Source organism: Nonomuraea guangzhouensis, from assembly GCF_019396345.1.
Lineage (GTDB): Bacteria > Actinomycetota > Actinomycetes > Streptosporangiales > Streptosporangiaceae > Nonomuraea > Nonomuraea guangzhouensis.
Genome location: NZ_JAHKRM010000011.1, coordinates 133,698 through 158,235 on the forward strand (window position 1 = coordinate 133,698; position 24,538 = coordinate 158,235).

The window sequence follows — 24,538 nt, forward strand, 5'->3', positions numbered from 1 at the left end:
GCCGGATTCGTCAGCCGGACAGGAGGCGCAGGACCCTGCGGGCGACCTTGCGCGGGCGAGCCAGGCGGCGTGAGAGCCGGTAGCCGAGCGTCCTGCGGTAGGCGGCTGACTTCCGCTGGCTCTTTCTCAGCCGGCCCCTGGCCCGCAGCAGCTCGCGTTCGCGGTAGGTGAGCTTGGTCTCCAGACGGGACACCCTGGCCAGCGCGGCGGTCAGCTGGTCCGCCAGCCGGTCTCGCGCGCCGAGCAGGTCACGGTACGTCGGGGCGGCCTCGCTCAGCTCGGCCGGCTGCCCCAGCTCGGCGTCGAGCTTGCGGGCCAGGTCGAGGTCGGCCTGGTCACACGGCCGGCCCGCCATGCCGCAGAGCGTCAGCGCCAGTTGCTCAGCCTGCCGCGGCCACGGCCACGGATGGTGGTGACCGGCGGCCAGCAGCCGGACCGCGAACCGCCACATCACCCGGCACAGCACCACCCGGTCGGCGGGCCGATCGGGCGGCCCGGGCACGGGGTGGATCGCGGCGAACCTCTCGCCGTCCCAGACCAGGTTGTCGGCCGCGGCGTCGCCGCCCGTCTCGACCCAGCCGCCGAGCGCGGCGAGCAGGTCGCGGACGGCCCGCACGTCCTCCCGCGCGCACGCCTCGACCAGGACCTCCTCCACGACCCGGCCCCCGGGGATGGCCCGCTCCACGCCGTCGGGCAACTGGCGGGTGGCGCTCCGGGTGACCTCGTGTACGGCGTGCCCCTCCTCGACGAGCCCGAGCGGCAAACTCACCACGCCGATCGCGGCCGGAGAGCCGGTCGCGATCGGGTCGCTGGACTCGGACGGGGCGGTGGTCGCGGTCGGGGGTCGGGTTGCGATTGCCACCCATACCGGGGCGAGTTGTTCGCCGAGGCCGTGTCTGAACACCAGCCGGGTCAGCCGCAGCGGGTCGGCCACCAGCATCCTGTCGCCGCCACGGGCGCTCAGCGGAACCGTGAGCGCGTCGGGCAGGTCGCGCCCGAGCAGTTCGCGGGCGAGCAGCGCGCGCGGCGCCGCACGGCCGGGATAGGCGGCGTAACACCTCTCCGGGACCAGCCCGGCCGCCGCCAGCTCCTCGTCGAGTGCGCCGGACCCGTCGGGATAGCCCTGGTCGAAGCCGTGCGGCTCCCAGTGCTCGTCGGCTCCCGCCCTGTCGGCGGGCCGGGCCTCGACGAACCGGTCGATGCCCAGGTCATTGCTGACACTAAGGACAAACCGCCCGCCCGGCGCGACGCGCGCGGCGAGCATGCCCAGCGACTCACGCCAGGGCGGCGCGACCTCCTCGGCCGAGTGCGTACGCCGCAGCCCGTCGAGCGCCAGAACCAGGTCGTACGTCTCCTCTTCGGGCAACGCCGACAGACGGCCGCAATGCACCGCCATACCGGCATGGCGCTCGGCGAGGGCACACGCGTCGGGATAGGAACGCAGCAGCACGGCCACCGACGAGGCCCGCGCCACCACCTCGTCCACCAGACCGCGCGGATGCGGCCCGACCAGCAGCACCCTGGCCCGCTCACCACCCCAGGCCCGCTCCCCGGCCCTGGCACCCTCCTCAACCCTGGCCCACTCGTCGCGCCTGGCCCGCTCCTCGGCCCGAGCCCATTCGTGGCACCTCTTCCCCTCTTCGGCGCCGGTCTCCCCGTCGGCACCGGCCACCTTGTCCGTCTCGACGGGGAGCAGGCGCCTGACCAGTTCGAGGGCCACGCCCCGCCAGTCCGTGACGCCGGACGTATGGGATGAGTCTGACCACAGCAGCATCTCGCCGCCGATCAGCCGGACGTTCTCGGGTGCCTCGTTCATGCGCATCGCGCCCGCTTCCAGCCGAACATTCGCCGTAGCTCCTCCGGTGTCGCCTGATACTCGAATCCCAGCTCCTGCCGCGCCGCCTCCCTGGCCGCCTCGGGATCGACGCGCTCGCCGTGCAACTCGGGCCAGAGCCGCATCCGGCGGGCGGTGCCGCCGTACTCGGGCCGTTCGTCCTCGAACTGCATCGGATCCCCGTACACGGCGACCTCGCAGCCCACGGACGCGCCGTAGAACAGCGCGCTGCCGAGCCGGTTGGAGGCCACCCTGCGATGCCGCCGCAGCGCGGCGAGCTGGCCGGGCAGGAAGTCCCGCCCCTTGCCGTCCCACCGCGAACCACGCTCGCCATGGCAGATGACCCGGAAACCCGCCGACCGATAAGCACGCCGGATGTCCGGATTAGCGAATTCCAACCAGTAAAGACAGATTGTCACCGGCCCTGTCTCCACTTCGGCGATTTCGGCGGCGAGTCGGGCATGATCCCCCATGACCGAATGCTTTTCCCAGCCGTGGAAGGGGTACCAGATCGTACCCTCCCTTTCGGGAGCTGCGGCCGTTCGGGGCTCCATATCAAGCAGGTAGATCCATGGCGCGCCGATGACATAGTGGCCTCGGCGGCCCATGGACCAGCCACGGCGTCTGAGCACGTCGGACCAGACGAAACGGGGATATCCGGGGCTGCACCAGTGGTCGTTGGGCGGGAATCCGTGGAGATAGTTCCAGCCGTGCTGCAAGAAACCCTGTATTCGCCGGGGAGTGTCTTCCGCCACTTCACAGTATCGGCCGAGTATGCGGGAGTGCCCGTACCAGTGATTGGATTCGTCCATCATTCCCTCTGTAGCGGTTGACGCGCGCCATGCGACATTCCCAGCCCGGCACAGCGGGCACTCGCCGTTATACGGTTCCATTACTCACGAGGGGGGCTTGGTTTCTGTTGACGGACGATCATGGCTACACTGAGTCGTTGTCCGGCGACAGAAAGTGAGCAGACATGAGCCAGCTCGACCGCCTGCGCGGCGTCTTCCGCGCCTCGCTGAGCCTGCCGGTCGACACGGACGTCGACGGGCTCCACTACCGCGCGATCCCGCAGTGGGACTCGCTGGCCCACATGGCCCTCGTCGCCGCGATGGAGGACGAGTTCACCATCATGATCGACACGGACGAGATGATCGACATGAGCTCGTTCGCCAAGGCCGCCGAGCTGCTGGAGAAGCACGGTGCCGACGCCGTCACCTGACCTCCGCGTCGCGCTCGTCACCGGCTCCACGCTGGGCATCGGCCGGGCCGTCGCCGTCCGGCTGGCCCGGACCGGCCACGTGGTCGTCGTCCATGGGCGCGACCGGGAGCGAGCCGCCAAGGCGGCGGCCGAGGTGGCCGCCGAGACCGGCGGCCGCACCGACACGGTCCACGGCGACGTGGCCGACCCCGCCGCGGTGTCGGCCATGCTGCGGGAGATCCACCGGCGGCACGGGCGGCTCGACGCCCTGGTGATCAACGCGGGCGGGCACGCGGCCGGCCTGCTCGGCATGATGCACAGCGACGTGGTGAGCAGGCTCTTCCACGTCAACGCGATGGGCGCCACCCACACCCTGCAGGCCGCGGTCAAGCTGCTGCGCAGGGGCACCGACCCGGCCGTGGTCCTGGTCTCCTCGGTCATGGGCCGCAAGGGAGCGCCCGGCCAGGCCGTCTACTCCGCCACCAAGGCCGCCGTGCTCGGCCTCACCCTGGCCGCCGCCAAGGAGCTGGGGCCCCAGGGCATCCGGGTCAACGCGGTGGCACCCGGTTACATCCAGACCGACATGCTCTCCACGCTCGACGACCGGGCACGCGCCGACACCATCGCCGCGACCCCACTCGGCCGCCTGGGCACCGCCGGCGACGTGGCCGCCGCGGCCGCCTTCCTGCTCTCCGCCGACGCCTGCTTCATCACCGGCCAGGTCATCGGGGTGGACGGCGGGCTGGTGCTGTAAGCCTCCGACACGATGGACGGGCGGTCTTCCATGAACGCTTCACTTCACCCCACCGACGGTTCCCCACCACACACCAACGCCGGGACCGCGGGCGACGGGCGAGCTCCCATGCCCCCTTCCCCACACCCCGGCGTGCACACTGACGGCGGGGCGGTGGGGTCACTGTCCCGTTCCCTGCAACCCGACGCGCCTCACACCGCGGACGCCACCGACGGCAGGGCTGTGGGGTCAAGCGCGCCTCACATCGCGGACGCCACCGATGGTGGGATCGGGGGCTCTGCGCGGCAGGAGGTACGACCCACGGAGTGCTTTCCGCACCCGGACGCGCGGATGGTCGTCGCCGGGGAGCCAGGCGTGGTCACCGGCGACGAGCTGACCGCCCGGATCGGGAGCGCCATGAAGTCCCTCGCCGCCCTACCACCCGGCCCGGTGTTCTGCGGCATGCGCAACGACCTGCCGTCCGTACTCCGCTACCTCGCGGCGTTGCGGGTGGGCCGGCCCATCGCGCTGCTGGACCCCGACCTGCCGCCCGGCACGCTGGCCGAGCTTGCCGCCAGGTTCAAGCCCGCCGCCCTGCTCGGGTTCACGCGGGCCGCCGACGGTCTGCGGCGCACCCGGGGCGGCACCCCCGAGCCCCACCCGGACCTTGCCGTCCTGCTCGCCACCTCGGGTTCCACCGGCAACCCCAAGCTCGTACGACTGTCACGGTCCGCCGTGCCGGCCAACGCCCAGGCCATCGCCACCGCCCTGGCCATCGACCCCGGCGAGACTGCGCCCACCAGCCTCCCGCTCTACTACAGCTACGGCCTGTCGGTGCTCAACAGCCATCTCGCCGCGGGCGCCACCGTGGTGCTGACCGACGCGGGCCTGCTCGAACGGTCCTTCTGGACCATGCTCGACGAGCACCGGTGCACCTCGCTCGCCGCGGTCCCCTACCAGTACGAGATGCTGCGCAAGCTCCGCTTCGACCCGGCCGAACACCCCGCGCTCACCACCCTCACCCAGGCGGGCGGGCGGCTGCGCCCCGAGCTGGTCACCGAGTTCGCCGCCAAGGCCAAGCGATTCTTCGTCATGTACGGCCAGACGGAGGCGACCGCCCGCATCGCCGTGCTCCCCCACGACCGCCTGGCCACCAAACCGGGCTCCGCCGGCCTGGCGGTCCCCGGCGGCCGCCTGACCATCGACGACGGCCAGGTCGTCTACCACGGCCCCAACGTGATGATGGGCTACGCCGAAACAGCCGACGACCTGGCCAGGGGCGACGACCTGGGCGGCGTGCTGGCTACGGGCGACCTCGGCCACCTCGACGACGAGGGCTTCCTCTACATCACCGGCCGGATGAAGCGCATCGCCAAGGTCTTCGGCGTACGCGTCAACCTCGACGACATCGAACACCTGCTCCGCGACCGCGGCCCCATCGCGGCCACGAGCGGCGACGACCGCATCACGGTCTGGGCCGAGGGCCTCGACACCGACGGCTGCACCACGCTCGCCCGGCGGCTGGGGTCCGAGCTGCGGCTCCACTGGAGCGGGTTCGACGTGCGCGGCGTCGACCGGCTGCCACTGCTCGGCACGGGAAAGATCGACTACAGCGCGCTGGAGGCCCGTACATGAGTGTCTTCACCTTGGCCCAAGGCGCGAAGGAGGCGGTGCTGCTGCCTGAGCTGGTCGCGCTGACCGAGCGGCATCGGCGGGCGTGCCTGCCGTACCGGAGGATTCTCGACGCGATCGGGGCGGTGGGGCCGTACGAGCGGGTGGCGGATCTGCCGTGGTTGCCGGTGCGGCTGTTCAAGACGCACGAGTTGCGCAGTGTGCCGGAGAGTGCGGTGTTCAGGGTGCTCACCTCCAGCGGGACGACCGGGCAGCGGCCCAGCCGCGTCTACCTCGACCGCGAGGCGGCGGCCGCGCAGCCGCGCATGCTGGCGGCGACGCTCCGGGCGGTGCTGGGCGGGCGGCGGCTGCCGATGCTGATCGTCGACAGCCGGTCGGTGGTACGCGATCCCACGCTGAGCGCTCGCGGCGCGGGCGTGCTCGGCATGATGAACTTCGGCAGGGACCACACGTTCGTCCTCGACGAGGGTGGCGGGCTGGATGCCGAGGCGGTCAAGGGCTTCCTCGCGCGGCATGGTGGTGCGCCTTATCTGATCTTCGGGTTCACGTTCATGGCGTGGTCGCACCTGCGTGAGCTGGGGCTTGATCTGTCCCAGGGGGTGCTGATCCACTCCGGGGGCTGGAAGCGGCTGGCCGAGCAGGCCGTCGACCACGCCACGTTCCGCGAGCGGCTGGGCGAGGAGTGCGGGCTGCGGCGGATCCACGACTTCTACGGGATGGTCGAGCAGATCGGCACCGTGTTCCTGGAGGGGCCGGATGGGGGCGGGCTTTACTGCCCCGATTTCGCCGATGTCGTGATCCGTGACCCGGAGACGTGGCAGGAGGCGCCTGTCGGGGTGCCGGGGCTGATCGAGGTGGTCAGCACACTGCCCACCTCCTATCCGGGGCACGTCCTTCTGACGGAGGACCTCGGCGTGGTGCACGGCGTGGACGACGGGGTGTGGCCGGGCAAACGGTTCTCGGTGCTCGGGCGGCTGCCGAGGGCAGAGGCACGCGGCTGCAGCGACACGGCGGCACGGACGGCGGCGTGATGGACGAGCGGGCTGGTCCGGCTGCCGGGGACGCGTCGGTCGGGGTTCGGTTTCCCGAGGGGCCGGATGTGTCCGTTGAAACGTTGGTCGGGCAGGTGTGCGAGGGTGAGCCGCTCGCGGTGGGAGATGAGCGGATTCGCGGGTTTCTCGTCGGGTTCGGGAGGCGGTTGCTCAGTCCTGAGCTGGCACGGCGCCACCCGGAGCTGGCCTCCCTCGGCTTTTTCCTGCGGCCCAGCGAGCTCGCGCGGATCCTGGACGGGCCGCGTGGCGGTCACCTGCGGGCGCCGCGCGGCCTGGTGTTCCACGTCCCGCCTGCGAACGTCGACACCGTCTTCGTCTACTCCTGGGCGCTGTCGGCGTTGATGGGCAACCGCAACGTCGTACGCCTGTCGCCCCGCGCGGGCGCCGTGGCCGCGACGATCACGCGGACGCTACAGGAATCGCTGGCCGACGCCGACCCGGTGGTGGCCGCCACGCAGCGCATCGTCACGTACGACCGTTCCGACGCCGTGACCGCGGCCCTGTCGGCGGCCTGCGATCTGCGGGTCATCTGGGGCGGCGACGCCGCGGTCGACGAGATCCGCCGCCATCCGCTCGCCCCGCACGCGCGTGACCTGACCTTTCCCGATCGGACGTCGTTCGCGGTGCTCCGGGCGGCGGCCTGGCTGTCGGCGTCGGCCGCCACCCGGGGCGCGGTCGCCGACGGGTTCGCCAACGACACCTACTGGTTCGACCAGGCGGCGTGCTCGTCCCCTCGCACGGTCTACTGGGTCGGCTCGGCTGCCGACTGCGACGCGGCGCGCGACGGCTTCACCGCCTGCCTGGCGCGGGCGGTGGCTCAGCGGGGGTGGTCCGTGGACGCCGCGATGGCGGTCGAGAAGCGGGTGGCCACGTACGGGCTGGCCGCCGATGGCCAGGCCAGTGCCATCGACTTCCACGGCAACGCGCTGGCCAACGTCACGCTGGCGGGTCCCGAGGCGGCGCCGCGGCGGTGGCTGGGCACGGGGACGTTCGCGCATGCCCGGATCGAGGGGCTCGGGGAGTTGGCCCGGCTGGTGGAGCGGCGGGATCAGACGATGACGCACTTCGGGTTCGTCCCGGCCGAGCTGGAGTTGCTGGCGGGGGCGCTGGGCGGGCGGGGGGTCGATCGGATGGTGCCGATCGGGAGCGCGCTGAGCTTTCACCGGGTTTGGGATGGCGTGGAGCTGACCACGGAGTTCACCCGCCTGGTGACAGTTATCGCATGACGAGCACGGACCGCCGCCGCCTGGTCGGGCACGGCGGCCAGGGGGACGGGGTGGGATGACGATCACGGCGGTTACGAGCGTGGTCACGTCGCCTGTGTCGGGGCGGCGGAGGTGGTCCGGCTGGGTACCGGTGGCGCTGGTGGGCCTGGTGGCCGTGCTGGCGCTGGTCTGGAACGGGGTTTCCGTTCGGGATCTGGTGGCTTTCGGGGCTTATGTCGGTGTCGGGGTGCTGGTTCCCGGGACGCTGCTGTGGCGGGCGCTGGGACGGGCCGGGGGTTCGCTCGCGGAGGAGCTGGCGGCGGGCTTGGCGCTCGGCTACGCGGTGGAAGTGCTGGCCTACCTCCCGGCGCGCGCGGCGGGGGTGCCGCAACTGGTGCTCGCCTGGCCGGTTACGATGATCGCCCTGTTCACAGCCGTACCGCGGCTGCGACGGCACTGGCGGCCGGGTGGGTCGGCTCGCGAGCGCAAGCCCTCAGAGAGTGAGCGGATGCCCCTGTGGTGTGCGTGGGCCGTCGCGGCGGTCATCTGCTATCTCCTCGTCTGGAGTGCCCGGTCGTTCTACGCCGGCCATGGCCTGACCTGGCCGGGCAACGCGACACCGTACGTCGACATGCACTACCACCTCGCCCTGCTCGGCGAGCTCAAGCACCATATGCCCCCGACGCTCCCGACGGTCCTGGGCGAGCCGCTGACCTACCACTGGTACGTCTACGCCGAGATGGCCGCCACCAGCTGGGTCACCGGGATCGAGCCGCAGACGCTGCTGTACCGGCTGTCGATGCTGCCGATGATGGTGGCGATGGTCGTGCTGGTGGCCGTGCTCGCCAGGCGGGTGACCGGGCAGTGGTGGGCAGGCGTGGCGGCGGTCGTGGTGACGTACTTCGCCGTCTGCCCGGAGCTCTACTGGGGAGCGGGCAATCTGTTCACGTCGCGGACGCTGTTCACGGTGTGGACCAGTCCGACGCAGACGTTCGGCGCGTTGCTCTGTGTCCCTGTGGTGCTGCTGCTCGTCGGCTACCTGCGCGGGGAGCGCACCGGGGTCGGCGGGTGGGCACTGGTCGCGGTGCTGCTGGGCGCGCTGACCGGGGCGAAGGCGACGTTCCTGCCGCTGTTGCTGAGTGGGCTGGTGCTCGTCCTGGTCGTCAGGCGGTGGTCTCGGCCCGCTCTCGTGGGAATCGTGATCACGGTGCCGGCTCTGGCGTTCGCGCAGTTCGTCGTCTTCGGAGGCCAGCGGCAGGGGTTGGTGCTCGAGCCGTTCGCGAGCATGCGGCGGGTGTGGGGGGCGGTGACATACCTCGGTGGTGAGCCGCTCGCCGAGGCGCCTGTGTGGCCCATTGCCGGGCTGACAGTGATTCATCTGGCGTGCCTGGCGTGCGTGTGGGCGGGGCTGCTGGGGGTGGTCGCCAGGCGGGCGGTGCGGCTGGACCCGGGGGTGCTGCTGTTGCTCGGGATCGGGGCGGCGGGTGTCGCGGCCGTCGTGCTGCTGGGCCATCCGGCGCTCAGCCAGGAATACTTCCTGGAGGGGGCTCGGCCGTACCTGGCGATCGCGTCCGTGGCCGGGATGGCGGCCCTCAGCCGGGAGCGGGGATTCGCCGCCGCCACGTGGTGGGTGGCGCTGGGGGCCGGGCTGGTTGTGGGGGTTCAGGCGCTGCTCGGGCCGGACGTGCCGGTCCAGGGGCTGCTCCCCCTCGCGCTGCCGTACCTCGTGCTGGGAATGGTGGCGGTGGTGGTGGCGGCGGCGGTCGCGCTGCGGCGCGGACCTGTGGCGCTCGCGGTGGTCGCGCTGCTCACCGGCTATGCGCTGCCGGCCACCGCGAACAAGGGGATCGGGCCGTCGAGCGGCATCGGAGCGTCTTCTAGCGGCGGGGTCCCGCCCACGCGGGTGCTGCCGCAGGGCGGGATGGAGGCCGCGCGTTGGCTGCGTGACCACTCGGCGCCGGGCGACGTCGTGGCGACCGACGGGCACTGCCGGCCCATCGCAGGGAAGAAGAGATGCGACAGCCGCCACTTCTGGGTGTCCGGCTACAGCGAGCGCCGGGTGCTGGTGGAGAGCTGGGCGTACGCCCAGAGCACGCTGTCGCGGAGCCAGCCGTTCGGCACGTCGTTCCTGGCCGTGCCGTTCGTGGACCAGGCGCGGCTGGCGGCGAACGACGAGGTGTTCCGGCAGCCGTCGGCGGAGAACATCGCGCGGCTCGTCCATGAATATGGCGTCAAATGGGCGTTCGCGGAGAATGGCACGGCCCTTGATGGGTTCGCGAAACTGCGTTTCCGCAGCGGGCAGTGTTCCGTATATCTGCTTGAGTAAAAAACTGTCCTACCCGAGGAATGGTGCGGAGAAACAGCCCGCGCATCAATGGACGGCCCCAGCAGCATTCCCGTATGGACACGCGTTCCGCCATAGCAGTTCTCGACGGACCGGTCACCCTGGCGACTGTGGACATCGTCGTTCCGGTGCTCAACGAGCAGCGGGCCCTGCCCGGCTGTATCAGGACGCTCCACGCGTTCCTCGACGATTCCTTCCCGCTGCCGTGGCGCATCACGATCGTCGACAACGGCAGCATCGACGGCACCTGGCGGGTCGCCAGGGGGCTGTCCCGCGAGTTCCCGCAGGTGTACGCCCGCAGGCTGGAGACCAGGGGCCGAGGTGCGGCGTTGAAGGCCGCCTGGCGCGACAGCCCGGCCGACATCGTCGCGTACATGGACGTCGACCTGTCGACCGGGCTCGGCGCGCTGTTCCCGATGGTGGCCTCGCTGGCCAGCGGCCATTCCGAGCTCGCGATCGGCACCCGGCTTGCCCGCGGCGCGCGCACCCGCCGGTCGCTGCGGCGGGAGCTGGTCTCGCGCGGCTACAACGCCCTGCTCCGGTACGGGTTCGGCGCCGGCTTCAGCGACGCCCAGTGCGGCTTCAAGGCCGCCAGAACGGACGTGATCAGGCCGTTCATGGACCGCGTCGAGGATGACGGCTGGTTCTTCGACACCGAACTGCTCCTGCTGGCCGAGCACAACGGCCTGCGCGTACACGAGGTGCCCGTGGACTGGGTCGAAGACCTGGACTCGCGCGTCCGCATCGTCAGGACGGCGGTCGAGGACCTCCGGGGGCTGGCCAGGGTGGCGCGGTCGATGTCCACCGGCACGGCCGCGCTCAAGGTGGCGAAGGAGACCGAACTCACACCCACGCACCCGGACGCGGTCGTCGCCCGCCCGCCGGCCAGGTTCGCGTCGTTCGCCGTGCTCGGTGTGGCCTCGGCGGTCCTCTACGCGCTGCTCTATCTCTTGTCGCGCGAACTCTGGTCGCCCGCCGCGGCCAACCTCGCCGCGCTGACGCTCACCGGCTTCGCGAACGCCGAGGCCCGCCGCTGGACGGTCAACCTGCTCGGCGGTCACCGCACGACCCCGCACGCCCGGGCCGCGCTGGTCTTCCTGACCGACTACGCCATCACCACCATGGCGCTGCACGGCCTGCCGCCGGGCGAGCGCCTGTCCGAGGTGGCCACCGTCGCCGGCACGTACTGCCTGCTCACCCTGCTGCGCTTCTGGTGGGTCCCCAAGAGATGACAGAGATGCGAACACAAGAGATCCGCCGCATGACCGCGCTCGAAGACGGCCACTGGTGGTACCGGGAGCGCCGGGCCGTCCTCCGCGCCGAGCTGCGCCGCCTGCGGCCGGGCCGGGCGCTCGACATCGGCGCGGGCGGTGGGGGCAACACCCGGGTGCTGGTCGAGGAGGGCTGGGACGCGACCGCGGCCGACTGCTCCGGGTTGGCGGTGGAGGTGGCCAGGGATCGGGGGCTGCGGGCCGTACAGGCTGACGCGCGTGACCTGCCGATCGAGTCCGGGAGCGTGGATCTGGTGACCGCCCTCGATGTGCTGGAGCACATCGAGGAGGACTATCTGGCCACCGAGCAGATCGCCAGGGTGCTGCGGCCGGGCGGGCGGGCGCTGATCGCGGTCCCCTGCGACATGTCGCTGTGGTCCGCCCACGACGAGGCCGTCGGCCACGTGCGCCGCTACTGCCGCGATTCGCTGACCGGCGTGGTCGAGAAGGCGGGCCTGCGGGTCGAGCGGCTGTGGAGTTGGAACGTGCTCCTTCGCCCGCTGGTCGCCCGGCATCGACGCTCGTCCATGGGCAGTGACCTGGAGCGGGTGCCCCCGCTGATCAACGCGGCACTGAGCGCGGTCGTCATGCTGGAGAGGCGTCTTCCGGTCCGTTCGCTCAGGGGTGTGACGCTGTTCCTGTGCGCCCGGCGCGAGAGTTAGGAGACCCGGTGCCGCTCGACCGGAGCGTGCTGCTCGACGACGCGTGGCGGCTGTACGCGGACGCGCCCCGGGCCCTGCGGCTCAAGCAGCGGCTGCGGGTGCTGGCCTGCCCGTTCGAGGTGACGATCGGGTTCGTGCCGGAGGGGGCGAGCGTGCTCGACATCGGGTGCGGCTCAGGACTGACGCTCGGCCTCATGGCGGCGCGCGGGAAGCGCGTCCGGGGGCATGGCTTCGACCCGTGCCCGGTCGCGATCGGGCTGGCCGGGCGGATGGCCGTCCGGCTCCGCGACAGCGGCTCGACGCTCCGCTTCGAGCACCGCGACGCCCGCTCGCCGTGGCCGGACCGTTCCTACGACGTGGTCCACATGCAGGACGTCATCCACCACGTGCCGATCCCGGCGCAGCGGGTGGTGTTCGACCGGGCCTGCGCGGCGGTACGGCCCGGCGGCCTGCTCGTCTACAAGGACATGAGCGCGCGGCCCCTGTGGCGCAACGCCGCCTGCCGGATCCACGATCTGATCATCGCCCGCGAGTGGATCCAGCCGGTGCCGATCACCACGATCGAGAACTGGGCCGCGGAGAACCGGCTCGCCCTGGAGGTGTCCCGTACGGCGCACCGCGTCATATATGGGAACGATCTAAGAGTCTTCCGCAGGCGTCTTTGGCCATAGGCTAGCGCTTGTGGTGATTCACGGCTTACTGGCGGCGTCATTGGCGATGACCGCGCTCCCCGCGACCGGCGTTACCGGCGTTCAGGCATCGGCGGAGGTCAATTGCAGCCAGGTCAAATGCCTGGCCCTGACCTTCGACGACGGCCCGAGCGTCTACACGCCGAAGCTGCTCGACCTGTTCAAGAAGGAACGCGTCAAAGCCACCTTCTTCCTGGTGGGCGAGCAGGTGGAGAAATATCCGAGCATCGTCAGGCGGGAAGCCGCCGAGGGCCACGCCATCGGCAACCACACCTATTCACACCCGTCGCTGCCCACACTGCTCGACAACGAGATCCTCGACGAGATCCACACCACCCAGGAGCTCATCCAGAAGCAGACGGGCAAGCTGCCGACGATGTTCCGGCCACCGTACGGAGCCACCGACGACCGGGTGCTGGGCCTGGCGGGCTCGCAGGACATGTCACAGGTGTTATGGACGGGTACAACGCTCGACTGGAAGCTGCGTAATGTAGAGAAGATCAAGGCGGCCGTGTTCAGGCTGGCCAAGCGCGACGGCGTGATCCTCATGCACGACGTGGTGCCGCAGACCGTACAAGCCATGCCGGCGATCATCAAGGAGCTCAAGAAACACGGCTACCACCTCGTCACGGTGCCGACGCTGTTGCGCGGCAAGGGGATGGAGGCCGGGGTGAGCTACCCCTAGACCGCCTGGATCGGGAGCCATGCAGATCGAAATCGCCAAGCGTCGGCGATGGGTGCCGCTCGGGACGTTCGTCGCCATTCAGGCCGTTCTCGCCTGCTGGTGGGCGGCCTTCTATCCCGGCCTGTTCAGCCGCGATTCGGTCCTCTATCTGAGTCACACCATCGTCGGCCCGTGGGTGGGCGACCACTCGGTCCTCTACGACTCGCTGCTGTGGCTCAGCTTCAGGACCACCGGTGACCTCGGCACCGTCACGTTCCTGCAGACCACGGCCATGGCGGCCGCGCTCACGTACCTGACGGAATCGCTCAAGGCGCTCGGCGCGCCGCGCAGGACGACGACGGTGGTGGCGGTGGCGCTGCCGCTGATCCCCACCGCCGGGGCGTTCACGGTCACGCTCTGGAAGGACGTGCCGTTCACGATCTGCGCGGTCGCGATCGCGGCCGCCTGCGCGGCGATGGCCGCCGACCGTACCGTCACCAACCGCAGGCTGCTCGGGCTGGGCCTGCTGATGACCGCGCTCGGGCTGTTCCGGGCGAACGGCTTCCTCGTGGTGGGCGTCGCCATCGTCGTGCTGCTCGTGGTCGTCTCGGTCATGCGAGTACGGCTGGCGCTGGTCGGCACGGCGGCGGCGGCCATCCCGCTGCTGCTCAGCAACCTGGTCTTCCCCCAGCTCGGCATCGCGGCCCCGTCGAAGACGTACGTCTACCACACGGCCTTCGGCGACATCGCCGTCGCCTACCGGGACCATCCCGAGCTGTTCACCGAGCAGGACAAGACGCTTCTGTCAGCCGTCGCGCCGCTGAACAGGTGGACCTTGGGCGGCACCTGCTACACGATCAACCCGTTGATCTGGCGGGGTGACTTCAACTGGCCGCAGGCCGACGCGCACGCCACCGAACTGCTCGACCTCTGGAAACGCCTGCTGGTCGAACGGCCGGCGATGGTGGTCGACGCCAGGCTGTGCCGGGGCGCGATCGCCTGGAAGGTGGCCGGGGACGACACTGCTCCCGGCGGGCGGACCTACCGGTTCTCGCTGCGCCCGAACGCCGACACCTACGTGGGCCCCGGCAAGGTGCCCGATTTCCAGGGCCGGTGGGTCTACTCGCTCAGGCCGATGTCGCAGGGCCTCTACCAGGCGGCGAGCTCATGGCTGACCACCGCTGAGGAACCCCAGTACGACTGGGTGCTGTGGCGGGGGGCGCTCTGGTGCTACCTGTCCTACCTGGCCGTGGCCGTGGGCGCGCTGGCGCTGCGCAACCGCTATGTGATCGCCGTGGCGGCGCCGGTGGCCGGGCAGCAGCTCGCCATCCTGGCCAACATCTCCGCCCAGGACTTCCGCTACATGGCCTCGCCGATCCTCATCAGCGTCCTGCTGGTGCCGCTGCTCGTCGCCTCCGTCGTACGGCTCGTCCGCGGCCTGCCCCCGCGGAATCCGGTGCCGGCCGAGCGCGAGGAGGCGGCCGTCTAACTCGCGGCCGCGTGGCGGGCGTCGTAGCTCTCGCGGGACTTCGTCACGGACTCCCCGTGCCTGACCGACCAGTCGGTGAGGGTCAGCAGCGCCTCGTGGAGCTCCAGCGCCATCGGCGTGGCCGCGTACTCGACCTTGGGCGGGACCGTGGCGTAGACCGTACGCTGGAGCAGGCCGTCACGTTCCAGGCCGCGCAGCGTCATGGTGAGCATCCGGCGGCTGCCCTCGACGAGCCGCTCCAACTCGGTGAACCTGATCGGCCCATCAGACGCTGCCACCAGAATCTCGATCGCCCACTTGCCGGCGATGCGGTCGAGGAGCTCGCGCGGCGGTACAACGTCCTTCATAGGACCTTGATGGTCACACATCATGCCAACTGTTACAAGACATCACCTATGGGGCTTTTTCAGTGTTGTATGGTGTGGCGTATGTCCAGTCCTGAGGCGTCAAGACACTAGCCACCTGTCCTTCGGTGGCTTCCTGTGGTGGCACGCGGCAACGCCCGCGCCTTTCGTCACCCTCGCCGGACTGATTCTGGCCAGCCGGACCTGGCCTCATTTCACCTTTTCACGCGGTAGCGCGCGCATTCGTACGACCTGATCGGGGTGCGCGGCGCGCTGCTCGCGATGCCTTTGGCCTTTCAACGCGGTCTTTTCAACGCGGTCTTTTCAACACGGTCGTGGAGTTATCTGCTCATGCCCATCGCCATCTACATCCTCGGACTGGCGGTATTCGCCCAGGGAACGTCCGAGTTCATGCTCTCCGGGCTGGTCCCGGACATCGCCAATGAACTGAATGTGTCCATCCCCGCCGCCGGCGCGCTGACGTCCGCGTTCGCCGCCGGAATGATCGTCGGAGCGCCGCTGATGGCGGTGCTCAGTCTGCGCTGGCCACGTAGGCGGGCGCTGCTCGTCTTCCTGGTCGCGTTCATGCTCGTGCACGTCGCCGGTGCGCTCACCACCAGCTTCTCGGTGCTCCTGGTGACCCGGGTGCTCGGAGCGCTGGCCAACGCCGGTTTCCTCGCCGTGGGGCTGGCGACGGCGGCCGGCATGGTCCCGCCGAACGCCAAGGGGCGGGCCACCTCCATCCTGCTGGGCGGCATCACGCTCGCGTGCGTGGCCGGGGTCCCCGCCGGTGCCGTGCTCGGTCAGGCGTTCGGCTGGCGGGCGGCGTTCTGGGCCGTGGCCCTGATCTCCCTGCCGGCCGTCGTCGCCGTGGTGCGCTCGGTGCCGGCGGTCGGCGACCCGGACGGGACCCGTCCCGGCGCGCGGCGCGAACTGCGGGCACTGCGCGACCCGCGACTGCTGGTCGTACTGGTGCTGGCCGCGCTGGTGAACGCCGCCACGTTCTGCACCTTCACGTACCTGACACCGCTGGTCACCAACGTGAGCGGCTTCTCCGAGGGCTGGGTGCCGGCGCTGCTGGCGTTGTTCGGGCTCGGGTCGTTCGCCGGCGTGACCATCGGCGGCCGCCTGTCCGACACGCGGCCGATGCGGGTCCTCATTCTGGGCGGGATCGCCCTGCTCGCCGGGTGGGTGCTGTTCACGTTCACAGCTGGCAGCCCGGTCGCCACGTTCCTGCTCGTCTTCGTCCAGGGCACCCTCTCGTTCGCCGTCGGCTCGACGCTGATCGCCCAGGTTCTGTACGCGGCGACCCAGGCACCCTCGCTCGGCGGCTCCTTCGCCACGGCGGCCCTCAACGTGGGCGCGGCCGCCGGCCCAGCCATCGGCGGCGCCACCATCGCCGCCGGGCTCGGCTACCGATCGCCGCTGTGGGTCAGCGCCTTGCTGGTGGCGGCGGCGTTCGGCATGGCGGGCGTCGCCCAGGCCGTACGGCGGGTACGGACCGCATCGCACGAGGAGATCCCGGGATAAACCAGCCATCTGTCAGGAGACCAGCGGTCCGTTCCGTGCCTTCCTCGTCGAGACCAGCCCGGCGATCAGGCCGCTCACGGCGCAGACCACCACGAGCCCCAGGTACTCCGGCAACGAGTAGGCGAACCACAGCTCGCCCGTGACCGCCTTGCCCATGGCAGTGAGTGAGGCGGCGGCGATTCCCGTCCCGAGCAGCGCCCCCGCGCACGTGACGATCAGGGACTCCCAGCCCACCGCCCGGGCGAGCTGCCCCGGCTGCGCGCCCGCCGACCGCAGCAGCCGGAACTCCTCCGCCCGCTCCGCCATCGACATGGCGGTCGCGTTCAGCACCGAGATCACCGTGTACGCCACCGCCGACCCCACCAGCACGGGCGCGACCCACGCCGCCGGTCCGACCCGCGTCACGCCTGCCGCCGCGTCGGAGGTCGCCACGGCGAACAGGAAGGTGCACGCGAGCGCCACCGTCAGCATCACCGGAGACGCCACCGCCATCGCCCGGCGCGGCTGCGTGATCAACGAGGACCTCGCCAGCATCCCCGCGCCCGGGTCGAGCAACGCCACCGGACCCCCGAGCGTCCAGCCCATCGCCCGGAGCAGCAGCGGGCCCAGCGCCGACGCCCCCACGCAGAGCGCCATCGTCGCCCCCATCCCGGTCGGGAACGTACCTGAGGCCTTCACCTGCGGCACCAGCCACAACAGCACGGCTCCGCCGGCCAGCGCCACCACCCCGGTAACCGCCCGAGGCCACGGCATGAGGCGCTGCTGCGCCGCGCTCTCCCGCAGCACTTCGAGTGGCCCCGCACGCACCGCCTTGCGCGCCGCGACCCGCGCGGCCGACAGCGTCACCACCAGCCCGACCACCAGCGCCAGCACGAACGGCCCCGGCGTGACCTCGACCGGGACACCCCGGGGCGCGAACCCGACCACGCGCAGCAACGCGGCGAGCGCCTCGGCGTACGGCACGGCCAGCGCGCAGCCCGCCGCGCCCGCCAGCACGGCCACCACGAGCGCCTCCGCCCCGACCAGCCGGCGCACCTGCCGCGGCGTCATCCCGACCGACCGCAACAGACCCCAGGTCCTGCGCTGGCGCAGCACGTGCAGGCTCAGAGTCCCCGAGACCACGAAGATCGACGTGAATCCCGACACCAGCGCGGACAGGACCAGCAGCCCCATGATCCCGTTCAGCTCGTCGTCCGCACCCGCGCCGACGACCAGCAGGCCGCTGCCGCTCACGAACATCACCGCCATGACCACGGCCACGAACGAGCCGACGAAACCCGTCACGTTGGTCCGCACGTTGTTCCAGGCGAGCATGAGTGTCATCGACGCCCGCCCAGACGCATGCTGATCTGGTCGGCCGACGGCTTCTCCAGGACGTCCACGATCTGCCCATCGGTCAAGAACAGCACGGTGTCCGCCCAGGCCGCGGCCTCGGCGTCATGCGTGACCATCACCACCGTCTGCCCGAACTCGTCGACCGCCTCCCGCAGCAGCGCCAGCACCTCGTGCCCGGTACCGCGATCGAGCGCACCTGTCGGCTCGTCGGCGAAGAGCACCTCCGGCCGGCCGAGCAGCGCGCGGGCGATCGCCACCCGCTGCTGCTGTCCACCGGAAAGCTGCGGCGGCCGATGCTTCTCCCGCCCGGCCAGGCCGACCCGGTGCAGCAGCTCACGCACGCGTGCCGGGTCGGGCCGCCGCCTGGCCAGCCTGCTCGGCAAGATCACGTTCTGCCAGGCCGTCAAGGACGGGACCAGGTTGAACGCCTGAAAGATGACCCCGATCCCATCCCGGCGGAGCACGGCCAGCTCTTTCTCCCGCAGGCGGGTGATGTCCCGCCCGGCGATGCGAACGGCACCCGACTGCGGCCGGTCCAGCCCTGACGCGCACTGCAGCAACGTGCTCTTCCCCGAACCTGACGGGCCCATGATCGCGGTGAAACTGCCGCGCGGAAACCCGACACTGACCTGGCGAAGCGCGGCCACTTCCACGGCGCCGCTGCCATATGTCTTGGTCACTCCGTCAAGAAGGACCGCGTGATCACTCATGATCTTCAGCCTGTCGGTGCCGCTGCCGTGCTTCATCGGGTATCGCCCCGGCCCACCCCTGAACCACCCCTGAGACCATCGTGCTGCCGGGTTGCGGCTCTGGCCGTCTTCCACGCGGGGCTGCCATAGTCGCTAGGTGGATCATCGTTCCAACACCTGGGTTCAGCGTCGGTTACGGTCGCTGTTCTGGCTGGAGTTGCTCAACATCCCCCTGCAGGCGGTGCTCTGGTTCGGCCTGGTGGGGTTTCCGGTGACGGCGGGAAACAGCGTGGGTTTCGCGTTGTTCGCGCTCCTCTTGGTGGAGGGGGCCGGGTATTGGTCCGCCAAACTCCGCCAGATCGCCACGCGGAACAAGTCCCTCCCAGGAGCTGGAGCCTTCGTGATCGCCCGCACGGGTAACGTTGCCGTGCTGGCCGCTGGATTGCTGTTCATCGTCTGGGCGGTGGTGACCGATCCAGGGGCGGGAAGCTGGCCGGGTCTGGGGTTCGGTCTGTTCGCGGTGCTGGAGCAGGTGAATTACTTCCATGTCCAGCTCATGTACGACACCGCGGCGGATCTCCGCTATCTGCGCTCGCGTGGCTTGCGCCGTGCCCATCTGGCCCGCGATCTCGCAGTCCAGGCCCGCCAGACATCGTTGCCACCCTCGTGACGCCGGCCTCGGGTCCAGCAGATGAACCAGCTCGGGCTGGTGTCTAGGCAACCGATGACGACGCCCTATCTTGTTCAGGCGGCGATCCGACTGCGTCGACGGCGCCCACGGAGATGATCGTGATGTCGTCTTCCTTCACCACCGCCCCGCTCTGAGATGATGAAGCCGCAGCTCTCAGCCAACGACGGTGCAAGTCAAGAAGCCCAGCGGTTCACCGGTCTCGAGTACGAGCAGGCGCTCGAACTCACTGATGATCACGGGGTGGCCGTACTCATGTGGCCTCAACAGCAAGATCACGAAGTGTCACTGCCTAGGAGGCAGCGTATGCCCACGAAGCCGTCCCTGCCCGAGGTGGTCGCGGCGCTGTTACGCCGAGACCCGGTCGTGCTGTGTACCCGGCTGGCGCTCACACACGAAGGAGTTGCCCGGCTGCCAATCCCGGGGCGCCGGAAGTTCTGGGTGGTGAGCGATCCCGAGTGCCTGCATCGAATTCTGGTCACCGACGCGACACAGTTCGACAAGGGCGGGCCCATCTATCGGATCATCGCCGATGCCCTGGGCGAGGATGGCCTGTTCACGGTGAACGATGAGGCGACCTGGCGCCTGCTGCGCCAGATCATGAATCCCGCCTTTCGCCGAGCCGAACTGCGCACCGTAATGGAGTTGACGGCCGATGCTTGGCGGAGCCGCATGGACGCATGGGATCTGCGCGGTCCGATAGAGCTCTTCAGCGAGCTGAAGCTGCTGAGTGTCGAGGTGTTGATGCGGCATGCGCTGGGGAGCGCAGTCGACACGGCCGAGCTCACGAAGCTCGCCCTGCCGGTCTTCGACGGCATGGCGGGGCGAATCTTCCTCCCGCGTTGGGCACCCGGGGCGAGCGGCTATCGAAAGGCCATCGCGGCGCTGGACGGCAGAGTCAGGTCAATCATCTCCGCGCGCCGGGATCAGGGCACCGAGGCCGGTGACCTGCTTGGGCAGCTGATGACCGCCACCGATCCGCAGACCGGTCACCGCCTGAGCGACCGGCAGGTACGAGACCAGGTCTTCACGCTGTTGATGGCGGGATTCGACTCCACGGCAACCGTGCTGTCGTGGGCGTGCGTGCTTATGGCCGAGCGAGGGGATCAGTTGGACCGGCTACGGACCGAGGTGGCCAATGTCTGCGCGGACCGCACCCCTACGCTGGAGGACCTTCCGCGGCTCGTCACCGCGCAGGCTCTGCTGCAGGAGTCGCTGCGCCTGCATCCCGCGTTCCCCATGTTCTTCCGCAACGTCAAGGCAGAGACTCAACTGGGTAAGCACCGGCTCGCTGTGGGCGACCAGATCATCATCGCCCCCTATGCGACGCACCGCGATCCAGCCCGATGGCCGGGCCCGGCGGGCTTCGACTCCGGCCGATTCGCCGACAGGCTCGACCACGAGCAACGGGCCGCTTATCTGCCGTTCGGCGAGGGAAAGCGGAAATGTATCGGTGAGGACATGGCCACCATGACCGGGCTTCTCATCCTGGCTATGTTGGCGCAGCGGTTTACCGCCTTTCGCCGCCCGGACGGCCATAGCGGCCAGGCGGCCCGATACGCGATGACCCGTCCATCGAGGGACAACGCCCGCTTGATCCTCACGCCGATCGATGAGTAGGCCGACCTGGCTAGTAGCGGGCGAGTTCGACGACCGGGGGTGAGCGGGAGAAAGCCCAGATCAGAGCGTACACGCGGGCTTTGCAGCGGGACAGCTCACCAGCGAGGCGGCCGAAATCGGATGCAGTGTGCCGAGTGCGGCGATGAGCTCCGCCTCGGGCACGGCTTCACCCTCGATTTGCACGAGGGCCCGCGCATGCCTGGCGACGACCAGAATTTCGCCGTCGGGGTCCCTCCTGACCCATCGATCGCCGCCGAGTGATCGGCAGGGATTGCTCTCATAGCCCCACGAGCCGGTCGGGTACGGATCGACGCAGGCGGCCTCGGGTGTGGCGACCGTACCCGGACGGATGAACAACCGGACCCGCGAACCGGACCCGCGGCCGTACTCGAGGAAGACCACAGGGCTGCCGTCCTCCCCTTCACCCGGTGACACCTCGGTCGCGTACAGGGACAAACCCATCGGCGCCCGCGGGGCGAGCAAGGGAACGCCCGCCACCTCGAAGGCCCGCACCTCCTGCCAACGCCTATAGGGCTCCTGAATGGCGCCCGAGGCCACCAGCACACTGGCCAGCAATCCGGAGATCGTGATCCGGACCCACCAAGCCCCGCTCTCGCCCACCCACCAGGCCGCCGCGACGAAGCCGACCACCGCCGCGAGCACGTACACGCCGGTCGTCAGCCGCTCATCGAACCCGAAGAGCCGGTGATCGGGCACCAAGCGCATCAAGACAGTGTCCAAGATCACGGTTGCGACGCCCCCGACGACCGCGACGCCACCCCAGCGCGGCATCCGTAACAGGCGTGCCAGCACAGCGCCCACCACGAAAGGGATGACTAGGATCACCAGGTTGTTGAAAACCGTCCCCAGCTCGCGCTCCTGAGCGATCGAGTCCAGGTCGACGGCGGCGGCGGCAATGCCGACCACCAGACCGACTAACGCCCCCTTTGTCCTCACCATCACCATTATCCGATCTTCGAGGCGATGAGATGCGATGTTGCGCAAACTGGGAATTTGACCAGGTAGTTGGGAGAGTGGCCCCGGTGGTCAGCGCGCCTTGGGGAAGGCGGCGCGCAGTTCGGATCGGTTGACGATGAACGCGGCTGGTACGAGAGCAAGAGCACCTGCGACCTGCAACGCCACGAACCACAGCGGCAGGGCACCGGGAATGCCGTCGATGGCGATGATCGCGATCGGCACGATGACCGAGATGATGCGCACGCGTACGTAAGCCCATCGCGCTCCCCGTGAGGCGAGGACGGCCAGCCAGTACGTCACCACGGCGCTCGCGAACATCCCACCGGTTCGCCCCCACATGAACGAAGTCACCTCACGGCCCGTGACCGAGAGGATGACGATCACGATGAGGACGGCGACGCTGAACGCGCCATAGACCGCGACGAATCTCTTCACCTTGCCGAAGGCCTGTTGGGTGTGCGGGTGGTTGACGTAGCCGGCCTCGGCGGTGGTGCGGTCAGGAGTTTCCATGATGGCTTCTTCCTCGTCTTGTCTGGAGTGGTGTCGACGTTAGGAAGCGCGACAGGTGGTGCGGTATGCGGCTGGACGTACAGGTGGGTGGGGCTAGACCCACTTCACCGCCGATCTGGCGGGGACACGGCTCTGTGCGGTGCACAGTGAAAGCACCGAAGTGAGAAGGAAGAGTCATGCAAAAGTGGGTGGCGAGTGTCGCCGTGGGGTTCGTCCGCGCGTGCGTCGTGGTGGTCGTCAGCATGCTGGTCCCGGCGGTGTGGGCCGCTGCCGCAGGGCTGTGGATCTGGTGGTGGGGCGGGAACCCGTGGTCGGGGATTGCGCCGTTCTTGTGGGCATGTATCGGCACGTTCGCCCTGGCCCGCCCGGCGTGCCGGATGGCCCGTTCCCTCGTCGCGAAGTGGACGGGCACCGTCATTCCCGCCGCATACCGGCAGCCCGGTCCGATCACACAGATGTCGACCGGCTACTGGTGGAACGGCCACTCCTACGAGCGCACCAGCCGCGACGCCCGCCTAGATCAGCAATGGCGAACCCGGTGGCGCGATCCCGCCATCTGGCGTGACCTGCGATTCACCGCGATCGCACCGATCACCGCGGGCGTGGTCGCCGCCGTCCCGCCGGCCGGAGCCGCGGCAGCGGTCTTCGGGCTGTTCCAGTCGTCGCCCATCGTCTGCGTCGCCGGCGTGGTCGTGGCCGTCGCCAGTGCCCCGTACGCCTGGCGGGCCCTCGAGCCGGTAGCCGTCCGCTTCCTGCGTCCGTCGCCCGCGATGACGCTGGCCGACCGGGTGGATGAGCTGACGGCCCAGCGCGCCGACACCACGATCGCGCAGGCCGCCGAGATCCGCCGGATCGAGCGGGACCTGCACGACGGAGCGCAGGCCCGTCTGGTCGCGCTCGGGCTCTCTCTGGCGACCGCGGAGAAACTGATGGAAACCGACCCCGACCAGGCCAAGGCGCTGATGCGGGAAGCACGAGCGGGCGCCACCACGTCACTGACCGAGCTCCGCGAACTGGTCAAGGGCATCAACCCGCCAGTGCTGACCGAGCGAGGGCTCATCGATGCCGTTCGCGCTCTCGCCCTGGACAGTCCGCTCGAAACGACGGTCAGCGCCGACGTTCAGCCCCGGCTGGAGCCGCCGATCGAGTCCGCCCTGTACTTCGCGGTCGCCGAACTGCTGACCAACGCGGTCAAACACGCCCATGCCACCCGAGCGCGCATCTCCATCGCCCGGGACGACACCGGCATCGTCGTCGAGGTCGAGGACAACGGCCGGGGCGGAGCCGGCGTACGAGCCGGCGGTGGACTCGACGGGCTGCACCGCCGCCTCGCGGTCTTCGACGGCACCCTGGAGATCACCAGCCCGGCAGGCGGTCCGACCCGCGCGAGAATGGTGGTGCCATGCGCATCGTTGTAGCCGAAGACCTCTACCTCCTGCGCGACGGGATGGTCCGCCTCCTCCAGGCGTACGGACACCAGGTGGTGGCGACCGCGACCACCGGACCCGAGACGCTCGACGCACTGCTGAGGTGGCGGCCGGACGTGTCCATCGTCGACGTCCGCATGCCGCCGACCCAGTCGGACGAGGGCCTGCGGGCCGCGCTCGCCGCCCGCGGCGAGGTGCCCGGACTGCCGATCCTGATTCTTTCTCAGCACGTCGAGCAGCTGTACGCCCGCGAGCTCCTGGCCGACGGCTCCGGTGGCATCGGCTACTTCCTCAAGGACAGCGTGTTCGACGCCGACCAGTTCATCGACGCCCTGGAACGCGTCGCCAGTGGCGGGACCGCCATGGACCCGGCCGTCATCGCCAAACTGCTGTCCAGCGGCTCCTCGAACCGGCGACTCGGGCAACTCACCGAACGCGAACACTCCGTGCTCAGCCTCATGGCGGAAGGACTGTCCAATCAGGCCATCGGCCAGCGGCTCTTCCTCAGTGAGAGCGCCATCAGCAAGTACACCACCTCCCTGTTCGGCAAACTCGGCATCACCGATGACGACAACAACAACCGCCGCGTGCTCGCCGTCCTCACCTATCTGAACCAGCCCTGACACGAGAGGGTGGTCGGC

Annotated in this window: 23 protein-coding genes; 16 read left to right on the forward strand and 7 right to left on the reverse strand. The window is 69.9% G+C overall.

All coding sequences use genetic code 11. The features are described from left to right. Nucleotides 1–10: 10 nt before the first annotated feature. The gene (locus KME78_RS23795) at nucleotides 11–1,816 is read right to left on the reverse strand and encodes a class I SAM-dependent methyltransferase (RefSeq protein ID WP_219531356.1); all 1,806 of its coding nucleotides are present in this window, start codon (nucleotides 1,814–1,816) and stop codon (nucleotides 11–13) included. Beyond that, the gene (locus KME78_RS64540) at nucleotides 1,813–2,232 is read right to left on the reverse strand and encodes a hypothetical protein (protein ID WP_246651740.1); all 420 of its coding nucleotides are present in this window, start codon (nucleotides 2,230–2,232) and stop codon (nucleotides 1,813–1,815) included. Before KME78_RS64540 ends, KME78_RS23795 begins: the two co-directional genes overlap by 4 nt. A 578-nt stretch (nucleotides 2,233–2,810) precedes the next feature. Between KME78_RS64540 and KME78_RS23805 the strand changes: the two genes are divergently transcribed. The 11 genes from KME78_RS23805 to KME78_RS23855 all read left to right on the forward strand — a co-directional run bounded on the left by KME78_RS23805 (nucleotide 2,811) and on the right by KME78_RS23855 (nucleotide 14,776). Beyond that, nucleotides 2,811–3,056 carry an acyl carrier protein gene (locus tag KME78_RS23805; protein WP_219531357.1) on the forward strand — a complete coding sequence of 82 codons (246 nt, stop codon included), beginning with the start codon at nucleotides 2,811–2,813 and terminating at the stop codon, nucleotides 3,054–3,056. Next, nucleotides 3,037–3,789: an SDR family NAD(P)-dependent oxidoreductase gene (locus tag KME78_RS23810; protein ID WP_219531358.1), complete on the forward strand. Its 753-nt coding sequence runs from the start codon at nucleotides 3,037–3,039 to the stop codon at nucleotides 3,787–3,789. Before KME78_RS23805 ends, KME78_RS23810 begins: the two co-directional genes overlap by 20 nt. 354 nt (nucleotides 3,790–4,143) lie before the next feature. Then, nucleotides 4,144–5,403, forward strand: coding sequence for an AMP-binding protein (locus KME78_RS23815; RefSeq protein WP_308127107.1), 1,260 nt, complete (start codon nucleotides 4,144–4,146; stop codon nucleotides 5,401–5,403). After that, nucleotides 5,400–6,431 (forward strand): LuxE/PaaK family acyltransferase, encoded by a 1,032-nt coding sequence (locus KME78_RS23820; RefSeq protein WP_246651742.1) that lies wholly within the window; start codon nucleotides 5,400–5,402, stop codon nucleotides 6,429–6,431. Before KME78_RS23815 ends, KME78_RS23820 begins: the two co-directional genes overlap by 4 nt. A 68-nt stretch (nucleotides 6,432–6,499) precedes the next feature. Beyond that, nucleotides 6,500–7,678, forward strand: coding sequence for an acyl-CoA reductase (locus KME78_RS23825; RefSeq protein WP_308127108.1), 1,179 nt, complete (start codon nucleotides 6,500–6,502; stop codon nucleotides 7,676–7,678). A 55-nt stretch (nucleotides 7,679–7,733) separates the two neighbouring features. After that, entirely contained in the window at nucleotides 7,734–9,983 is a 2,250-nt protein-coding gene (locus KME78_RS23830; RefSeq protein ID WP_219531361.1) for a hypothetical protein, read from the forward strand. A gap of 74 nt (nucleotides 9,984–10,057) precedes the next feature. Next, nucleotides 10,058–11,233, forward strand: coding sequence for a glycosyltransferase (locus KME78_RS23835; RefSeq protein ID WP_219531362.1), 1,176 nt, complete (start codon nucleotides 10,058–10,060; stop codon nucleotides 11,231–11,233). Between the two features lie 5 nt (nucleotides 11,234–11,238). Then, complete coding sequence (locus tag KME78_RS23840) at nucleotides 11,239–11,934, forward strand: class I SAM-dependent methyltransferase (RefSeq protein ID WP_219531363.1); 696 nt, start codon at nucleotides 11,239–11,241, stop codon at nucleotides 11,932–11,934. 8 nt (nucleotides 11,935–11,942) lie between these two features. Continuing rightward, nucleotides 11,943–12,605: a class I SAM-dependent methyltransferase gene (locus KME78_RS23845; protein WP_219531364.1), complete on the forward strand. Its 663-nt coding sequence runs from the start codon at nucleotides 11,943–11,945 to the stop codon at nucleotides 12,603–12,605. A 10-nt stretch (nucleotides 12,606–12,615) separates the two neighbouring features. Beyond that, nucleotides 12,616–13,308, forward strand: coding sequence for a polysaccharide deacetylase family protein (locus KME78_RS23850; protein WP_219531365.1), 693 nt, complete (start codon nucleotides 12,616–12,618; stop codon nucleotides 13,306–13,308). A 19-nt stretch (nucleotides 13,309–13,327) separates the two neighbouring features. After that, entirely contained in the window at nucleotides 13,328–14,776 is a 1,449-nt protein-coding gene (locus tag KME78_RS23855) for a hypothetical protein (RefSeq protein ID WP_219531366.1), read from the forward strand. Here KME78_RS23855 and KME78_RS23860 read toward each other — a convergent pair. Further along, nucleotides 14,773–15,123: a winged helix-turn-helix transcriptional regulator gene (locus KME78_RS23860; RefSeq protein ID WP_219531367.1), complete on the reverse strand. Its 351-nt coding sequence runs from the start codon at nucleotides 15,121–15,123 to the stop codon at nucleotides 14,773–14,775. The two genes, KME78_RS23855 and KME78_RS23860, sit on opposite strands and share 4 nt — an antisense overlap. A 348-nt stretch (nucleotides 15,124–15,471) precedes the next feature. On the opposite strand from KME78_RS23860, the gene KME78_RS23865 reads away from it, so the two are divergent. Beyond that, entirely contained in the window at nucleotides 15,472–16,650 is a 1,179-nt protein-coding gene (locus KME78_RS23865; protein ID WP_219531368.1) for a Cmx/CmrA family chloramphenicol efflux MFS transporter, read from the forward strand. 12 nt (nucleotides 16,651–16,662) lie between these two features. Here KME78_RS23865 and KME78_RS23870 read toward each other — a convergent pair whose 3' ends face one another. Then, nucleotides 16,663–17,973: an FtsX-like permease family protein gene (locus KME78_RS23870; protein ID WP_219531369.1), complete on the reverse strand. Its 1,311-nt coding sequence runs from the start codon at nucleotides 17,971–17,973 to the stop codon at nucleotides 16,663–16,665. After that, nucleotides 17,970–18,695, reverse strand: coding sequence for an ABC transporter ATP-binding protein (locus tag KME78_RS23875; protein WP_219531370.1), 726 nt, complete (start codon nucleotides 18,693–18,695; stop codon nucleotides 17,970–17,972). The genes KME78_RS23870 and KME78_RS23875 overlap by 4 nt, the downstream gene beginning before the upstream one ends. A 136-nt stretch (nucleotides 18,696–18,831) precedes the next feature. Here KME78_RS23875 and KME78_RS23880 point away from each other — a divergent pair, with 136 nt between their 5' ends. Together KME78_RS23880 and KME78_RS23885 are read left to right on the forward strand one after the other, a co-directional pair. Continuing rightward, entirely contained in the window at nucleotides 18,832–19,344 is a 513-nt protein-coding gene (locus KME78_RS23880) for a hypothetical protein (protein WP_308127109.1), read from the forward strand. 324 nt (nucleotides 19,345–19,668) lie between these two features. Then, entirely contained in the window at nucleotides 19,669–20,982 is a 1,314-nt protein-coding gene (locus KME78_RS23885; protein WP_219531371.1) for a cytochrome P450, read from the forward strand. A 60-nt stretch (nucleotides 20,983–21,042) separates the two neighbouring features. Here the strand turns inward: KME78_RS23885 and KME78_RS23890 are convergent, their stop codons facing one another. Together KME78_RS23890 and KME78_RS23895 are read right to left on the reverse strand one after the other, a co-directional pair. Further along, complete coding sequence (locus KME78_RS23890; protein ID WP_219531372.1) at nucleotides 21,043–21,987, reverse strand: hypothetical protein; 945 nt, start codon at nucleotides 21,985–21,987, stop codon at nucleotides 21,043–21,045. Between the two features lie 42 nt (nucleotides 21,988–22,029). Then, nucleotides 22,030–22,470 carry a hypothetical protein gene (locus KME78_RS23895; protein WP_219531373.1) on the reverse strand — a complete coding sequence of 147 codons (441 nt, stop codon included), beginning with the start codon at nucleotides 22,468–22,470 and terminating at the stop codon, nucleotides 22,030–22,032. Between the two features lie 176 nt (nucleotides 22,471–22,646). Here KME78_RS23895 and KME78_RS23900 point away from each other — a divergent pair, with 176 nt between their 5' ends. Both KME78_RS23900 and KME78_RS23905 read left to right on the forward strand, forming a co-directional pair. Continuing rightward, nucleotides 22,647–23,888, forward strand: coding sequence for a sensor histidine kinase (locus KME78_RS23900; RefSeq protein ID WP_219531374.1), 1,242 nt, complete (start codon nucleotides 22,647–22,649; stop codon nucleotides 23,886–23,888). After that, nucleotides 23,873–24,520: a response regulator transcription factor gene (locus tag KME78_RS23905; protein ID WP_219531375.1), complete on the forward strand. Its 648-nt coding sequence runs from the start codon at nucleotides 23,873–23,875 to the stop codon at nucleotides 24,518–24,520. The genes KME78_RS23900 and KME78_RS23905 overlap by 16 nt, the downstream gene beginning before the upstream one ends. The last annotated feature ends 18 nt before the right edge of the window (nucleotides 24,521–24,538 follow it).

What these genes read in the sequence shown, in the direction of transcription:
- KME78_RS23895 (WP_219531373.1), bottom strand. Translation starts at nt 22,470, where the DNA reads ATGGAAACTCCTGACCGCACCACCGCCGAGGCCGGCTACGTCAACCAC.
- KME78_RS23885 (WP_219531371.1), top strand. Translation starts at nt 19,669, where the DNA reads ATGCCCACGAAGCCGTCCCTGCCCGAGGTGGTCGCGGCGCTGTTACGC.
- KME78_RS23855 (WP_219531366.1), top strand. Translation starts at nt 13,328, where the DNA reads ATGCAGATCGAAATCGCCAAGCGTCGGCGATGGGTGCCGCTCGGGACG.
- KME78_RS23840 (WP_219531363.1), top strand. Translation starts at nt 11,239, where the DNA reads ATGCGAACACAAGAGATCCGCCGCATGACCGCGCTCGAAGACGGCCAC.
- KME78_RS23860 (WP_219531367.1), bottom strand. Translation starts at nt 15,123, where the DNA reads ATGAAGGACGTTGTACCGCCGCGCGAGCTCCTCGACCGCATCGCCGGC.
- KME78_RS23820 (WP_246651742.1), top strand. Translation starts at nt 5,400, where the DNA reads ATGAGTGTCTTCACCTTGGCCCAAGGCGCGAAGGAGGCGGTGCTGCTG.
- KME78_RS23905 (WP_219531375.1), top strand. Translation starts at nt 23,873, where the DNA reads ATGCGCATCGTTGTAGCCGAAGACCTCTACCTCCTGCGCGACGGGATG.
- KME78_RS23795 (WP_219531356.1), bottom strand. Translation starts at nt 1,816, where the DNA reads ATGAACGAGGCACCCGAGAACGTCCGGCTGATCGGCGGCGAGATGCTG.
- KME78_RS23830 (WP_219531361.1), top strand. Translation starts at nt 7,734, where the DNA reads ATGACGATCACGGCGGTTACGAGCGTGGTCACGTCGCCTGTGTCGGGG.
- KME78_RS23835 (WP_219531362.1), top strand. Translation starts at nt 10,058, where the DNA reads ATGGACACGCGTTCCGCCATAGCAGTTCTCGACGGACCGGTCACCCTG.
- KME78_RS23900 (WP_219531374.1), top strand. Translation starts at nt 22,647, where the DNA reads ATGCAAAAGTGGGTGGCGAGTGTCGCCGTGGGGTTCGTCCGCGCGTGC.
- KME78_RS23865 (WP_219531368.1), top strand. Translation starts at nt 15,472, where the DNA reads ATGCCCATCGCCATCTACATCCTCGGACTGGCGGTATTCGCCCAGGGA.
- KME78_RS23870 (WP_219531369.1), bottom strand. Translation starts at nt 17,973, where the DNA reads ATGACACTCATGCTCGCCTGGAACAACGTGCGGACCAACGTGACGGGT.
- KME78_RS23875 (WP_219531370.1), bottom strand. Translation starts at nt 18,695, where the DNA reads ATGAGTGATCACGCGGTCCTTCTTGACGGAGTGACCAAGACATATGGC.
- KME78_RS23805 (WP_219531357.1), top strand. Translation starts at nt 2,811, where the DNA reads ATGAGCCAGCTCGACCGCCTGCGCGGCGTCTTCCGCGCCTCGCTGAGC.